The sequence below is a fragment of the Streptomyces sp. NPDC087787 genome (assembly GCF_044743035.1).
Classification (GTDB): Bacteria; Actinomycetota; Actinomycetes; order Streptomycetales; family Streptomycetaceae; genus Streptomyces.
In genome coordinates, this window is the sequence record NZ_JBIUVQ010000032.1 from 13,894 (window position 1) to 28,187 (window position 14,294).

Annotated in this window: 10 protein-coding genes; 6 read left to right on the top strand and 4 right to left on the bottom strand. The window is 73.9% G+C overall.

Annotated features, from left to right (window positions below):
• The first annotated feature begins 106 nt into the window (after positions 1 to 106).
• From infB to ACIOWN_RS32715, 6 genes are all read left to right on the top strand, one after another.
• Positions 107 to 3,172, top strand: a complete 3,066-nt coding sequence (gene infB / locus ACIOWN_RS32690; RefSeq protein ID WP_362357320.1) for a translation initiation factor IF-2 — start codon at positions 107 to 109, stop codon at positions 3,170 to 3,172.
• A gap of 227 nt (positions 3,173 to 3,399) precedes the next feature.
• Positions 3,400 to 3,693 (top strand): DUF503 domain-containing protein, encoded by a 294-nt coding sequence (locus ACIOWN_RS32695; protein ID WP_362357322.1) that lies wholly within the window; start codon positions 3,400 to 3,402, stop codon positions 3,691 to 3,693.
• Positions 3,694 to 3,756: 63 nt separating this feature from the next.
• Complete coding sequence (gene rbfA / locus ACIOWN_RS32700) at positions 3,757 to 4,209, top strand: 30S ribosome-binding factor RbfA (RefSeq protein ID WP_362357324.1); 453 nt, start codon at positions 3,757 to 3,759, stop codon at positions 4,207 to 4,209.
• Positions 4,206 to 5,111, top strand: a complete 906-nt coding sequence (gene truB / locus ACIOWN_RS32705) for a tRNA pseudouridine(55) synthase TruB (protein WP_362357326.1) — start codon at positions 4,206 to 4,208, stop codon at positions 5,109 to 5,111. The genes rbfA and truB overlap by 4 nt, the downstream gene beginning before the upstream one ends.
• Before the next feature lie 258 nt (positions 5,112 to 5,369).
• A complete protein-coding gene (locus ACIOWN_RS32710) occupies positions 5,370 to 8,972 on the top strand; it encodes a trypsin-like peptidase domain-containing protein (RefSeq protein ID WP_401984238.1) in 3,603 nt (1,200 codons plus the stop codon).
• 144 nt (positions 8,973 to 9,116) lie between these two features.
• Positions 9,117 to 10,073 carry a bifunctional riboflavin kinase/FAD synthetase gene (locus tag ACIOWN_RS32715; RefSeq protein ID WP_362357330.1) on the top strand — a complete coding sequence of 319 codons (957 nt, stop codon included), beginning with the start codon at positions 9,117 to 9,119 and terminating at the stop codon, positions 10,071 to 10,073.
• A gap of 132 nt (positions 10,074 to 10,205) precedes the next feature.
• Here ACIOWN_RS32715 and ACIOWN_RS32720 read toward each other — a convergent pair whose 3' ends face one another.
• Genes ACIOWN_RS32720 through ACIOWN_RS32735 form a run of 4 tightly spaced genes read right to left on the bottom strand, consistent with a single transcriptional unit; the run spans position 10,206 to position 14,285 of the window.
• Positions 10,206 to 11,252: an ABC transporter ATP-binding protein gene (locus ACIOWN_RS32720; protein WP_362357332.1), complete on the bottom strand. Its 1,047-nt coding sequence runs from the start codon at positions 11,250 to 11,252 to the stop codon at positions 10,206 to 10,208.
• Positions 11,249 to 12,268, bottom strand: coding sequence for an ABC transporter ATP-binding protein (locus tag ACIOWN_RS32725; protein ID WP_362357334.1), 1,020 nt, complete (start codon positions 12,266 to 12,268; stop codon positions 11,249 to 11,251). The genes ACIOWN_RS32720 and ACIOWN_RS32725 overlap by 4 nt, the downstream gene beginning before the upstream one ends.
• On the bottom strand, positions 12,265 to 13,215 hold the full coding sequence (locus tag ACIOWN_RS32730) for an ABC transporter permease (RefSeq protein WP_362357336.1): 951 nt from the start codon (positions 13,213 to 13,215) through the stop codon (positions 12,265 to 12,267). The genes ACIOWN_RS32725 and ACIOWN_RS32730 overlap by 4 nt, the downstream gene beginning before the upstream one ends.
• Positions 13,212 to 14,285 (bottom strand): ABC transporter permease, encoded by a 1,074-nt coding sequence (locus tag ACIOWN_RS32735; RefSeq protein ID WP_362357338.1) that lies wholly within the window; start codon positions 14,283 to 14,285, stop codon positions 13,212 to 13,214. Before ACIOWN_RS32735 ends, ACIOWN_RS32730 begins: the two co-directional genes overlap by 4 nt.
• Positions 14,286 to 14,294: the final 9 nt, after the last annotated feature.

A 14,294-nucleotide genomic window follows, 5' to 3' on the forward strand; every position in this document is an offset into this window, starting at 1 on the left:
GAGTCGAAAGCAGGTCGAGATTGCGATGAGCACTCGATGAGTACGCGATGAGTACGCCCATGAACTAGCGACGGTCCGGCCGCAACCCGGACCTCAAAGGAGCGAAGTGGCTAAGGTCCGGGTATACGAACTCGCCAAGGAGTTCGGTGTGGAGAGCAAGGTCGTCATGGCCAAGCTCCAGGAACTCGGTGAATTCGTCCGATCGGCATCCTCGACGATCGAGGCGCCCGTAGTACGCAAACTGACTGACGCCTTCCAGCAGGGCAACGGCAGCGGCAGGTCCGCCGCGAAGCCGGGTGCCCCGAAGAAGGCCGCCCCCAGGCCCGCCGCGCCCTCGCCGGCGCAGGCCGGGGGTCCCTCTCGCCCCGCCAAGCCGGCGGGCGAGCGTCCGATCGCGCCCAAGCCGTCGGCAGCGCCCAGGCCCGCCCCGGCGCAGCCCGCGGTCCCGTCGGCGTCCGCGCCGGCTCCGGGCCCGCGTCCGGTGCCGGGTCCCAAGCCCGCGCCGCGTCCGGCTCCGGCCGCGCCCACCACGCCGGAGTTCACCGCTCCGCCGTCGGCTCCGGCTCCGGCCGCGCCGAAGCCCGGTGGTGCCCGTCCGGGTGCCCCCAAGCCCGGTGGCCGTCCCGGCCCGGGTCAGGGTCAGGGTCAGGGCCAGGGAGCGCGTCCCGGCCAGGGTGCCGCGCGCCCCGGTGGCCAGGGTGCGCGTCCGGGCGGTCGTCCGGCCGGCCCGCGTCCGGGCAACAACCCCTTCACGTCCGGTGGCTCCACCGGCATGGCGCGTCCGCAGGCGCCGCGTCCGCAGGGCGCGCGTCCCGGCGGCCCCGGTGCCCCCGGCGCCGGTCCCCGTCCGCAGGGCCCCGGTGCCCAGGGCGGCGGTCCGCGTCCGCAGGCTCCGGGCGGTCCGCGCCCGACCCCGGGCTCGATGCCCCGTCCGCAGGGCGGTCCGCGTCCGGGCGGTCCGCGCCCGAACCCCGGCATGATGCCGCAGCGTCCCGCTGCCGGCCCGCGTCCCGGCCCCGGTGGCGGCGGTCGTGGTCCGGGTGGTGCGGGTCGTCCCGGCGGTGCCGGTCGTCCCGGTGGTGGCGGCGGCTTCGCCGGTCGTCCCGGTGGCGGCGGCGGTGCAGGTCGTCCCGGTGGTGGCGGCGGCTTCGCCGGTCGTCCCGGTGGTGGCGGCGGCTTCGGCGGTGGCGGCGGTGGCCGTCCCGGCTTCGGCGGCCGTCCGGGTGGTCCCGGTGGCCGTGGTGGCACGCAGGGCGCCTTCGGCCGTCCCGGCGGTCCCGCGCGCCGTGGCCGCAAGTCGAAGCGGCAGAGGCGCCAGGAGTACGAGGCCATGCAGGCCCCGTCGGTCGGCGGCGTGATGCTGCCTCGCGGCAACGGCGAGACCATTCGCCTGTCGCGCGGTGCGTCGCTCACCGACTTCGCCGAGAAGATCAACGCCAACCCGGCGTCGCTCGTCGCGGTCATGATGAACCTGGGCGAGATGGTCACGGCCACGCAGTCCGTGTCCGACGAGACGCTCCAGCTCCTCGCCGACGAGATGAACTACACGGTTCAGATCGTCAGCCCCGAGGAGGAGGACCGCGAGCTGCTCGAGTCCTTCGACCTGGAGTTCGGCGAGGACGAGGGCGGCGAGGAGGACCTGGTCGTCCGCCCGCCGGTCGTCACCGTCATGGGTCACGTCGACCACGGAAAGACCCGACTGCTCGACGCCATCCGCAAGACGAACGTCATCGCGGGCGAGGCCGGCGGCATCACCCAGCACATCGGTGCCTACCAGGTCGCGACCGAGGTCAACGGCGAGGACCGGGCGATCACCTTCATCGACACCCCGGGTCACGAGGCGTTCACCGCCATGCGTGCCCGCGGTGCCCGGTCGACGGACATCGCCATCCTGGTCGTCGCGGCCAACGACGGCGTCATGCCGCAGACGGTCGAGGCGCTCAACCACGCCAAGGCGGCCGACGTGCCGATCGTGGTCGCGGTCAACAAGATCGACGTCGAGGGCGCCGACCCGACCAAGGTGCGCGGTCAGCTGACCGAGTACGGCCTGGTGGCCGAGGAGTACGGCGGCGACACGATGTTCGTCGACATCTCCGCCAAGCAGGGTCTGCACATCGACTCGCTGCTGGAAGCGGTGGTCCTGACCGCCGACGCCTCGCTCGACCTGCGCGCCAACCCGCAGCAGGACGCGCAGGGCATCGCGATCGAGTCCCGCCTCGACCGCGGCCGCGGTGCCGTGGCGACGGTGCTCGTCCAGCGAGGCACGCTGCGGGTCGGCGACACCATGGTGGTCGGCGACGCGTACGGCCGCGTCCGGGCGATGCTCGACGACAACGGCAACAACGTGGCCGAGGCCGGTCCGTCGACGCCGGTGCAGGTCCTGGGCCTGACCAACGTCCCGGGTGCGGGCGACAACTTCATCGTGGTGGACGAGGACCGTACGGCCCGTCAGATCGCGGAGAAGCGCGCCGCCCGTGAGCGCAACGCCGCGTTCGCCAAGCGCGTCCGCCGCGTCTCGCTCGAGGACCTGGACAAGGTGCTCAAGGCCGGCGAGGTCCAGCAGCTCAACCTCATCATCAAGGGCGACGCGTCCGGTGCGGTCGAGGCTCTCGAGTCCTCGCTGCTCCAGCTCGACGTCGGCGAAGAGGTCGACATCCGTGTCCTGCACCGCGGTGTGGGTGCGGTCACGGAGTCGGACATCGACCTGGCCATGGGCTCCGACGCCATCGTGATCGGCTACAACGTGCGCGCCGCAGGGCGTGCCGCGCAGATGGCCGAGCGCGAGGGTGTGGACGTCCGGTACTACTCGGTCATCTACCAGGCGATCGAGGAGATCGAGGCGGCCCTCAAGGGCATGCTCAAGCCGGAGTACGAGGAGGTCGAGCTCGGCACGGCGGAGATCCGCGAGGTCTTCCGTTCGTCCAAGCTGGGCAACATCGCCGGTGTGCTCATCCGCTCCGGCGAGGTCAAGCGCAACAGCAAGGCGCGCCTGCTCCGCGACGGCAAGGTCATCGCGGAGAACCTCAACATCGAGGGTCTGCGCCGCTTCAAGGACGACGTCACCGAGATCCGCGAAGGCTACGAGGGTGGTATCAACCTCGGAAACTTCAACGACATCAAGATCGACGACGTCATCGCGACGTACGAGCTCCGCGAGAAGCCGCGGGCGTAACGCCGCAGACACCCCGTGCCGGCCGGCGGGACCACTCCCGTCGGCCGGCACGGCCGTGTCCGGGGCCGCGAGCCGTGCCCGGGGGCCGGCGGGAGAACCTGCCCCACCCGGGCCGCGGAAAACCCCGTCGAGTCACCGGCGGGGTTCGCGGTACCGTTCTTGATGTCCCTGCCCACCGAGAAGGCAGGACCGTCGAACCCGTACCGGCGGGCAACCCGGGCACACACATGTACGTGGGGACTCTGTCCTTCGACCTGCTCCTCGGCGACGTCCACTCGCTGAAGGAGAAGCGTTCCGTCGTCCGCCCCATCGTCGCCGAGCTCCAGCGCAAGTACGCGGTGAGCGCGGCGGAGGTGGACCACACGAACCTCCACCGGCGGGCCGTCATCGGTCTCGCCGCGGTCTCCGGCGACGCGACGCACCTGACCGACGTGCTGGACCGGTGCGAACGGCTGGTCGCCGGCCGTCCCGACGTGGAGCTGCTGTCCGTCAGACGCCGCTTCCACGGCGAGGACGACTAGGCCGCGCCCCACCGCACCATCCACACCGCACCAGCAGAAGAAGAAAGAACGGGAGACGGACCAGTGGCCGACAACGCGCGGGCGAAAAGGCTGGCGGACCTCATCCGAGAGGTGGTGGCCCAGAAGCTGCAGCGCGGGATCAAGGACCCGCGGCTCGGCTCGCACGTCACCATCACGGACACCCGGGTCACGGGTGACCTGCGGGAGGCGACGGTCTTCTACACCGTCTACGGGGACGACGAGGAGCGGAAGGCGGCGGCCGCCGGCCTGGAGAGCGCCAAGGGCATCCTGCGCTCCGAGGTCGGCCGGGCGGCCGGGGTGAAGTTCACCCCGACCCTCGCCTTCGTCGCGGACGCCCTGCCGGACACCGCCCGGAACATCGAGGACCTCCTCGACAAGGCCCGTGCCTCCGACGAGAAGGTGCGCGAGACGTCCGCCGGTGCCTCGTACGCCGGTGAGGCGGACCCGTACAAGAAGCCGGGGTCCGACGACGGGACGGACGACACCACCGCATGACCAGCAAGCCCACCCCGCCCGACGGCCTCGTCATCGTCGACAAGCCGTCGGGCTTCACTTCGCACGACGTCGTGGCCAAGATGCGCGGCATCGCCAGGACCCGGCGGGTCGGCCACGCGGGCACCCTCGACCCCATGGCGACCGGTGTGCTCGTGCTCGGCGTGGAGAAGGCCACCAAGCTCCTCGGCCATCTCGCGCTGACCGAGAAGGAGTACGTCGGCACCGTCCGGCTCGGCCAGAACACGGTCACCGACGACGCCGAGGGCGAGATCACCTCCTCCACGGACGCCTCCAAGGTGACCCGGGACGCCGTCGACGCCGCCGTCGCCAAGCTGACCGGCGACATCATGCAGGTGCCGTCCAAGGTCAGCGCCATCAAGATCAACGGCGTGCGGTCGTACAAGCGGGCGCGGGAGGGCGAGGAGTTCGAGATCCCGGCCCGGCCGGTGACGGTCTCCTCCTTCACCGTGTACGACGTCCGCGACGCCGTCGCCGACGACGGCACCCCCGTGCTCGACCTGGTGGTGTCCGTGGTCTGCTCCTCCGGCACCTACATCCGCGCCCTCGCCCGCGACCTGGGCGCCGACCTCGGCGTCGGCGGCCACCTCACGGCGCTGCGCCGCACCCGGGTCGGCCCGTACAAGCTGGACTCCGCCAGGACACTGGACCAGCTCCAGCAGGAACTGACCGTGATGCCGGTCGCCGAGGCGGCCGCGGCGGCGTTCCCCCGCTGGGACGTCGACGCCCGGCGCGCGCGGCTCCTCATGAACGGCGTACGGCTGGAGGTGCCCGACGAGTACGCGGGCGCCGGTGCCGTCGCCGTCTACGGCCCCGACGGCCGCCTTCTCGCGCTCGTGGAGGAGCAGCGGGGCAAGGCCAAGAGCCTGGCCGTCTTCGGCTGAACGCGCCCGGCGGTGACCGTGGAGCGGCGAACACGGGGTGTTCCCCATCCGCCGCTCCACGGTTCCCTCCCCCCTCGGTTCCCCCACCCATGAGCTTTGTCCAGCGGCCCGGTTCCATTCACCCGACTGCACGGGCGCTCGGAGTGAACGGGGGGAGCGCAGGGGGGCGCGTTTGTCGCCCGGCCTGTTCCGCTGATCATCCGCGGCCTACGGTCGCAGCACTGGGCAGGCACGGCGGTACGGCGGGGAGGTTCGGGCATGGCGGGGCGGGACCTCCATGAATCCACACAGACGCGGCGACCACAGGGACCGGAGCGCGTGGTGGAATCGCGGGACCACGCTCTGGACCGCTCCCTGGTCCGCATCCGCGACCTGGCGGGACGGCCCCGCGGCACCGGCTTCGCGGCCGACCACCGGGGCACGCTGATCACCAGCCACGAGGCGGTCGACGGACTGCCCCAGCTCATCCTGCACGACCCCGGCCCGGGCGACCGCTCCCGCGTGGTGACGGCCGACGCGATCACCGCGCTGCCCGCCCTGAACCTGGCCCTGATCCGCACCGAGGGCCTCGGCCTGGAGCCGCTTCCCGTCACCGTGCGCGACGGCGTCCGCAGCGGCACCTACGTCCGGATCGCGGCCGACCACTGGCGCGAGGCACGGGTGCTCGGCACGGCCACGGTGACGTACACGGCCACGGACCGCTTCCACCTCCTCGACGGCGTCACGGAACTGGCGATCGGCACGGCGGGCCGCGAGGCGCTCCGACCGGGCGGCGGGGCCGCCGGGGGGCCGGTCCTCGACGCGGAGACCGGCGCGGTGGTCGCCGTCCTCGGCACGGCACTGCACTCCGGTCGCGGCGACGCCGGCTTCGCGGTACCGCTGCGCCGAACCGGCGAGGGCCCCCTCGCCGGCCTCCTCTCCCGCAACGAGGCCACGGTCTCCGCCTACGGACCCGACCTGAACCTGGCCGCGGTCCTCGAACTCACGGCCACCTCCCTGGCCCAGGACGGCCCCGCCGGAGCCCTGCCGTCCCTTATCCCGAGGGCGGGCGGGCCGGGGGCACCCGCCGGGCCGGTCGAACGGGCCGAGGTGGCGCGGGAACTGACCGCTTTCGGTGACAGCCCGGCCGCCGTGCTGGGGCTCGTCGGGGAGTCCGGAAGCGGCCGTACGACTCAGCTCGCGGCGCTGGCCGGCCACCGTGCCCGCGGCGGCTCGCCCGCGCCCACCCTGTGGCTGCGCGGGGCCGATCTGCTGGGCACCGACGCCTCGGTCGCGGACGCGGTGGGCCGGGCACTGGACCGGGCGGCCCGGATCGTCGCGGCCGCCCGGGCGCCCCTGACCACCGAACGCGCCGACCTCACCCCGGAACGCGTCGCCCGCCTCGCCCACGCCCACGGCCGCCCCCTCCTGCTCCTCCTCGACGACCCCGAGGGGATGCCGCCCGCCCTGGCCGACCGGCTCCCCGAGTGGACCGAGGCAACCGCGCAGTGGCTGCGCCGCACGGGGGCGCGGCTGGTGGTGGCCTGCCGGGAGGCGTACTGGGAGACGGCCGGAGCGTGCTTCCCGGTGGACCTGCTCCACACCCCGGTCACGGCGCCGGCCGGCCCGGACGGCGCCATCGGCCACCTGCCGCCCTGTCTGCCCCTCGGCGGCCTCACCCCCGCCGAGGCCCACGAGGCCTGCGCCCGTCACGGCATCCCGGACGGCGCGCTGGTGGACGCCGCCGCCCGCCACCCGCTCACCCTCAGGCTCCTGTCGGAGGTGCGCGCCGCCCTCCCCGACGCCGCCGGCCACCCCCCACTCGACCGTGACGACGTCCTCGCGGCCCACCTGGACCTGATGTGCCTGCGCATCGCCGTCCGCCTCGCCGCGGAGAACGGGCTGCGCGGCACCGCCGTACGGCGCCTGGCGGCGAAGGTCTCCGGCCAGGTGCACGAGGCCGCCCGCCGCAGCCTCGGCCCGGGGGAACTGGCCCCGGCGGCGTTCGAGGAGCTGTTCCCCCGGGGACCCACCCCGGCCCGCCTCGGCGGCGGCACCGGCTGGGCGGCGGCCGTCCTCGCCGAGGGGCTGCTCGTCCCGGCGGGCAGCGGCTACCGCTTCGCGCACGAGGAGATCGCCGACTGGATCCAGGGCACCCACCTCGACCTGGACGAGGCCCTGAGCGTCCTGGTCCACCGCCGGCACACACCCGGCGCGCCGCGGCCCCCGCAGCCCGTTCCGCACCACCGCGCCGGCCCCGTCGTCCACGCCCTGCTTCTCCTGGCCCGCCAGCACGGCACCCGCCGACTGGCCGTCCGGCTCGAGGAGTTGCTGTGCGCCCTCGACACCGACCCGCACTCCTGGTGGGCGTCGCGGCTGCTCGCCGGCGCACTGCTGCGCGTGGCGGACGCGACACCGTACCTCCGTGTGCTGCGGCTGCTCGCCGAGCGGATCGCGGTGTGGCAGCAGTGCGACCTGCCCGTGCCGACCGGCTTCGGACCGGGTTTCTGGACCGCTCTGCACCTGTCCGACGCCGACCGCTGCGACCTGCTCAGACGCCTCCTCATCGCCGACGGCGCACCGCTGGTCACACGAAGCGGGTCCCGCCGCCCGTCCCGCTACCTGGACGCCGTCGCGCGCCTGCTCACCGCCGACCCCGCCGCCGTGCAACGGCACCTCACCCGCTGGTTCGACGACGAGCGCCCGCTGCCCGCCGCGCCGCACGCCACCGTGGCCACGGCCGCCCAGGCCCTGCTCCACACCCACCGTGCCCGCGCCCTGGACGACCTCACCGACACGCTGGCCGGGTGCGCCCACCCGCGCGCCGAGGAGCTGCTGGCCGTGCTCGCCGAGGAGGAGCCGTCCGCGCTCTGCCGTGCGGTGGCCCGGTGGGCGCACGACGACCGTCCCGCGCTGAGGACGCAGGCCCTGGCCTACGGCCTGCGCACCGCGCCCCGGGCGCGCACCGAGGCCGACCGCGAACTGCTGTGCCAGGCCGCCCTCGCCCTGCTCGACCGCCCCGCCGACTCCGCGCTGCACGGCGGCGCGCTCGCCCTTCTCGTCCGGGATCCGCACACCCGCGCCCGCCATCTGCCGCGGGCACTGCGGCACTTCGCGGCGGGCGACCGGCACCTGCCGCCGAGCGCGCTGACGCCCGCCCTGGCCACCCACCCCGAGGCGGTCCTCGCCGCCATCGGTGCGTGCCTGCGCCGGGACACCACCGGCGGGCGCGGCAGCGGCGGCGACAGCGGCACCGGCATCGGTGAGGCCCTGCGCGCGCTCGGCGAGGCCGCCACGCCCGCGCTCGCCCGCCGGGTCGCCGTCGTGGTCCGCGAGGCGGTGACACGGCATCCGGAGAGCGCCGGGCCGGTGGCGGCGTACGTCGACCAGCGCCTGGACGACGACCCCGCCGCCCGATCGGTGCTGTTCCCCCTGGTCGCGGGCCTCCTCGACGGCGACGAGGGCGCGGGTGCCGGCGACCGGGCCCACGACGGCCGCGAGCGGCTGCGCCGCGCGCTGGCCGGCGTGCTCGCCACCCCCGGCGCCCCCGCCTCCCGCCCGCTGCGCCGGGAGCTGCTGGACTTCCTCCTGGCCCACGAGGACGCCCCGGCCGTCCTGGACGCGGTGCTGCGCGCCGCCGCCTCCACCGCCGAGGAGGACCTCCGCGGCCTGGTCCACCGCGTCGGACTGCTCCTCGTCCGGACCCCCGACGGCGCGGCCCTGTTCGACCGGAGCCTGGTGGAGCTGGGCCGGGACGTGCCCGGCCTCGCCGCCCGCGTGGCCTGCTGGCTGACCGACGCCCCACGGGACTGGGCCCCGTTGGTGGGTCCCGCCGCCCGCCGGACGATCGAGAACACGGCGGGCGTACCCGTCCCCGCCTGACGACGTGCGCCGGATCACAGCCCCCCATGCCGGTGCGGGCGGCGACCGCCGGGCATGGCACCCTTAGACCTGCGGACAAGCAGCAGAAAACAACTAGGGCAACCCGGAACAACACGGACACGGGTTCGACGAGGAGCGGTCACAGTGCAGCGCTGGCGTGGCTTGGAGGACATCCCCCAGGACTGGGGGCGCAGCGTCGTCACCATCGGCTCCTACGACGGAGTCCACCGCGGACACCAGCTGATCATCGAGCACGCCGTGGACCGCGCCCGAGACCTGGGCGTCCCTGCCGTCGTCGTCACCTTCGACCCGCACCCCAGCGAGGTCGTGCGCCCCGGCAGCCACCCGCCGCTGCTCGCCCCCCACCACCGCCGGGCCGAGCTGATGGCCGGGCTGGGCGTGGACGCGGTCCTCGTGCTGCCCTTCACCGCCGAGTTCTCCAAGCTGTCCCCGGCGGACTTCGTCGTCAAGGTGCTGGTCGACAAGCTGCACGCCAAAGCGGTCGTCGAGGGCCCCAACTTCCGCTTCGGGCACAAGGCCGCAGGCAACGTCGAGTTCCTGGCCGACCAGGGCAAGACCTATGACTTCGAGGTCGAGGTCGTCGACCTGTACGTCACCGGAGAGGCGGGCGGCGGCGAGCCGTTCTCCTCGACCCTGACCCGCCGCCTGGTCGCCGAGGGCGACGTCCGGGGCGCCGGGGAGATCCTGGGCCGCCCGCACCGGGTCGAGGGCGTCGTGGTCCGCGGCGCCCAGCGCGGCCGTGAACTGGGCTTCCCCACGGCCAACGTCGAGACCCTTCCGCACACCGCGATCCCCGCTGACGGCGTCTACGCCGGCTATCTGCACGCCCAGGGCGAGGTGATGCCCGCCGCGATCTCCGTGGGCACGAACCCGCAGTTCGACGGGACCGAGCGCACGGTGGAGGCGTACGCCATCGACCGCGTGGGCCTCGACCTGTACGGACTGCACGTCGGCGTCGATTTTCTGGACTTCGTCCGCGGCCAGGCCAAGTTCGACTCGCTGGAGGCCTTCCTGGAGACGATGGCCGAGGACGTCGAGAAGTGCCGGCGGATCGTCGCGGAGGACGCGAGGACGGCGTAGCCGGACCCCTGGGTCGCCCGGCCGCCGGTAACCTCCCCGGCGACCGGCGACCGGCGACCGGCGACCGGCGACCGGCGACCGGCGACCGGCGACCGGCGACCGGCGACCGGCGACCGGCGACCGGCGACCGGCCTACGCCTCTGCGCCCGCCTCCGTCTGTGCCTCAGCCACCGCCTGTGGCCCGGTCTCTTCCCCGGGCACGGTCATGGCGCGCGCCCAGTGGCATGCCACCTGGGCTTCCCCGCCCCCGTGCAGGATCTCCAGGTCCCGGCCGCGGCACGCGTCCGCCACGCCCGCCCGTTCCGCGTCGCCGTCCGCCAGGACCTGGCAGCGGACGTGGAAGCGGCAGCCGGAGGGGATCCGGGACGGGTCCGGGGGCTCACCCGTCAGGACGACCGGTTCTCCGGCCGCCTCGGGCAGGACCGACAACAGGGCCCGGGTGTACGGGTGCCGGGGAGCGGTCAGGACCTGCTCCACCTCACCGGTCTCCACGATCCGGCCGAGGTACATCACCGCGACCCGGTCGGCGATGTTCCAGGCCAGCCCCAGGTCGTGCGTCACCACCAGCGCGGACAGGCCGAGTTCGGCACGCAGTCGCAGCAGCAGGGCGAGGATCTCGCCACGCACCGAGGCGTCCAGGGAGGCCACCGGCTCGTCGGCGACGAGGAGTTCCGGCTCCAGGACCAGGGCTCCCGCGATGACCACGCGCTGGCGCTGGCCGCCGGACAGCTCGTGCGGGTAGCGCAGGAAGAAGCGCTCGGGCGGTCGCAGCCCTGCCCGTGCCAGCGCTCCGGCGACGGCAGCGCGCTCGTCCCCTCGGTATCCGTGGACGCGCAGACCCTCGGCCACGGCGTCGTACACCGTGTGCCGGGGGTTGAGTGAGCCGTTCGGGTCCTGGAGCACCAGTTGGGCCCGCTTGCGGTACGCCTTCAGCGCCCGGGAGGAGTAGTCGAGCGGGGCACCGTCGAACGTGACGCGGCCCGCTGTCGGCGGCACCAGACCGAGCAGGGAGCGGGCCAGGGTCGTCTTGCCGCAGCCCGACTCGCCGACCAGCGCCACGATCTCGCCGCGCCGGATGTCGAGGTCGACCCCGTCCACGGCGCGGGCCGCGGGCCCGCCGTGCCGACCGGGGAACACGACCCGCAGCCCTTCGACGCTCAGCAGCGCGGATGTGGTCATGGCGTGCCGCTCCTCACGTCGTCCTCCGTCGTCTCCGCTTTTGGCGTCTCCGCCTCCGCCTCCGCCCCCGCGTCCACGTGGACGCAGGCCGCCCGCCGTCGCGGACCGGCCTCCCTCAGGAACTGGTCCTGGGTGCCGCACAGGTCGAGGGCGACCGGGCAGCGCGGGTGGAAGGCGCAGCCTGAGGGAACGGCGGACGGGTCCGGCGGGTCGCCCGCCAGACCGCGCGGAGCGAAGCGGGACGCCGGGTCGCCGATCCGGGGGAAGGCGTCCGACAGGGCCTTGCCGTAGGGATGCCGGGCGTCCTCGTAGACCTGCCGGGCCGGGCCCTCCTCCACCACGCGGCCCGCGTACATGATCGCGAGCCGGTCGCAGGTGTCGGCCAGCACGGCGAGGTCATGACTGATCATGAGCAGGCCCAGGTCCTGCTCGCTCACGAGCCGTTCGATCAGGCGCAGGATCTGTGCCTGGATCATCACGTCGAGCGCGGTGGTGGGCTCGTCGGCGACCACCAGCCGGGGGTCGCAGGCCAGGGCCATCGCGATCATCACGCGCTGCCGCTGGCCGCCGGACAGCTCGTGCGGGTAGGCGCCGGCCCGCGCGGCGGGCAGCCCCACCTGCTCCAGCAGTTCACCGGTCTTCTTCCGCGCGCCGGCCGGCGTGGCCTTGCGGTGCAGCAGGATCGGCTCGGCGATCTGGTCGCCGACGCGGTGCACGGCGTTGAGCGAGTGCATCGCGCCCTGGAAGACGATCGACGCCCCCGCCCAGCGGACCGCCCGCACCCGGCCCCACTTCATGGCCAGCACGTCCTCGCCGTCGAGCAGGATCTCGCCGCCGACCCGGGTCCCGGCCGGCAGCAGCCGCAGCAGCGCCAGCGCCAGCGTGGACTTGCCGCAGCCGGACTCGCCCGCGATGCCGAGCTTCTCGCCGGCGCCGAGGGTGAGGTCCACCCCGCGCACCGCGGCCGCCCCCGACGCGTACGTCACTTCCAGGTCGCGCACTTCGAGGAGACTCAACGCGACACCCCCAGCCTGGGGTTGAGAACGGCCTCGACGGCCCGCCCGCACAGGGTGAACGCCAGCGCGACGACCGCGATGGCGATGCCCGGCGGCACCAGGTACCACCAGTCGCCGGAGCTGACCGCGCCGGCCTCGCGCGCGTCCTGGAGCAGCCCGCCCCAGGAGACGAGCGTCGGGTCGCCGAGCCCGAGGAAGGCGAGCGTCGCCTCCGCCAGGATCGCCGAGGAGATGATCAGGGTCGTCTGTGCGAGCACCAGCGGCATGACGTTGGGCAGCACATGCCGGGACATCACGTGCCAGTGGCCGCCGCCGAGCGCCTTGGCCCGCTCGATGTACGGCCGCGACTCCACCGCCAGCGTCTGCGCCCGCACCAGCCGGGCGGTGGTCGGCCAGGTGGTGACGCCGATCGCCAGGATGATCGTGCCCAGCGAGCGGGACATGACGGTGGCCAGCGCGATGGCGAGCACCAGCGTCGGCATCACCAGGAACCAGTCGGTGACCCGCATGATCACCGTGGCGTACCAGCCGCGGAAGTGCCCGGCGGTGACGCCGATGACCGCGCCGATCGCCACCGACAGCACGGCGGCGAGCAGCCCGACCAGCAGCGAGACGCGCGAGCCCCAGATCAGAAGGCCCAGCAGGTTCCTGCCGAACTGGTCGGTGCCCAGCGGGAAGTGGGCGCTCGGACTCTCCAGCGGCCCGCCGGGCGCGTCGGTCACGCTCTGCACGTCCGACCCGACGGTCAGCGGCGCGGTCAGCGCGACCAGCGCGCACAGCACGAGGGCGGCGAGCCCCACCAGGCCCGCCCGGTGAGTCCGGTACTGCATCCAGAAGCGGACGACCGAGGCCCGGCGGCGCTGCCTCGCGAGCGCGCGCGGGCCGGGGCCGGAATCGGGGTCGGGTGCCCGGTCCGGACCGGTGGTCGCGGTGGTGTCGGCGGTCATCGTCCCACCCTCGGGTCGAGCAGCGGATACAGGACGTCGGCAAGGGTGTTCATCAGGATCACCGCCGCGGCGAAGACGAAGAACAGCCCCTGCACCAGCGGCAGATCGGGCACGCTCAGCGCCTGGTAGAACAGTCCGCCCAGACCCGGCCAGGAGAACACGGTCTCGACGAGGATCACTCCCGCGACCGTCCGCCCCAGATTGACGAAGATCAGCGTCACGGTCGGCAGCAGCGCGTTCGGCACGGCGTGCCGCCGCCGTACGAGGTCGTCGCGAAGTCCCTTGGCCCGCGCGGTCGTCAGATAGTCGCTGCCCATCTCGTCAAGCAGCGCCGACCGCGTGACCAGCAACGTCTGCCCGTACTCGACCGCGACCAGCGTCACCACCGGCAGCACGAGGTGGTGGGCGACGTCGACGGCGTACGCGAGGCCCTCCTTGCCGCCCGACTCCATGCCCCCGGTCGGGAACAGGCCCGGGACCGGGCCCACGCCGACCGAGAGCACGATGATGAGCAGCAGCCCCAGCCAGAACGCGGGGATCGAGTAGAGCGTCAGCGCCAGCCCCGTGTTGACACGGTCGCCGAGCTTCCCGTGCCGCCAGGCGGAGCGGGTGCCGAGGAGAACCCCGAGGGCGGTGTAGAGCACGAAGGCCGTACCGGTCAGCAGCAGGGTGTTCGGCAGCGCCTCGGTGATCTTGTCGATGACCGGTGTGCGGAACTGGTACGAGGTTCCCAGGTCCCCGGTCAGCGCCTTGCCGCAGTAGTCCGTGAACTGCCGCCACATCGGCAGGTCGAGCCCGAACTCCCGCCGGTAGGCGGCGAGCTGCTGCGCGGAGACCGGCCGGCCGGCGGTCATGAACTTCACCGGGTCGCCCGGGATCAGCCGGAAGAGGAAGAAACTGGTGACGAGGACGGCGAGCAGGGACACGGCCGCACCGCCCAGCTTGCCCGCCGCGTACCGCAGATAGGTGGTACCGGTCCGCGCCCGGGGTCCGCGGCCCGCCGCCGGTCCGGACTTCCCCGGATCGGCGGCGGGCCCCTCGACCAGCGCGGGTGTCGCTTCAGCGGTCATGTGCGCTCA

Bases quoted from the DNA above. Each gene is read 5' to 3' on its own strand.
- ACIOWN_RS32695 (WP_362357322.1), top strand. From the start codon at position 3,400: ATGTACGTGGGGACTCTGTCCTTCGACCTGCTCCTCGGCGACGTCCAC.
- truB (WP_362357326.1), top strand. From the start codon at position 4,206: ATGACCAGCAAGCCCACCCCGCCCGACGGCCTCGTCATCGTCGACAAG.
- ACIOWN_RS32710 (WP_401984238.1), top strand. From the start codon at position 5,370: ATGGCGGGGCGGGACCTCCATGAATCCACACAGACGCGGCGACCACAG.
- ACIOWN_RS32720 (WP_362357332.1), bottom strand. From the start codon at position 11,252: ATGACCACATCCGCGCTGCTGAGCGTCGAAGGGCTGCGGGTCGTGTTC.
- ACIOWN_RS32730 (WP_362357336.1), bottom strand. From the start codon at position 13,215: ATGACCGCCGACACCACCGCGACCACCGGTCCGGACCGGGCACCCGAC.
- ACIOWN_RS32735 (WP_362357338.1), bottom strand. From the start codon at position 14,285: ATGACCGCTGAAGCGACACCCGCGCTGGTCGAGGGGCCCGCCGCCGAT.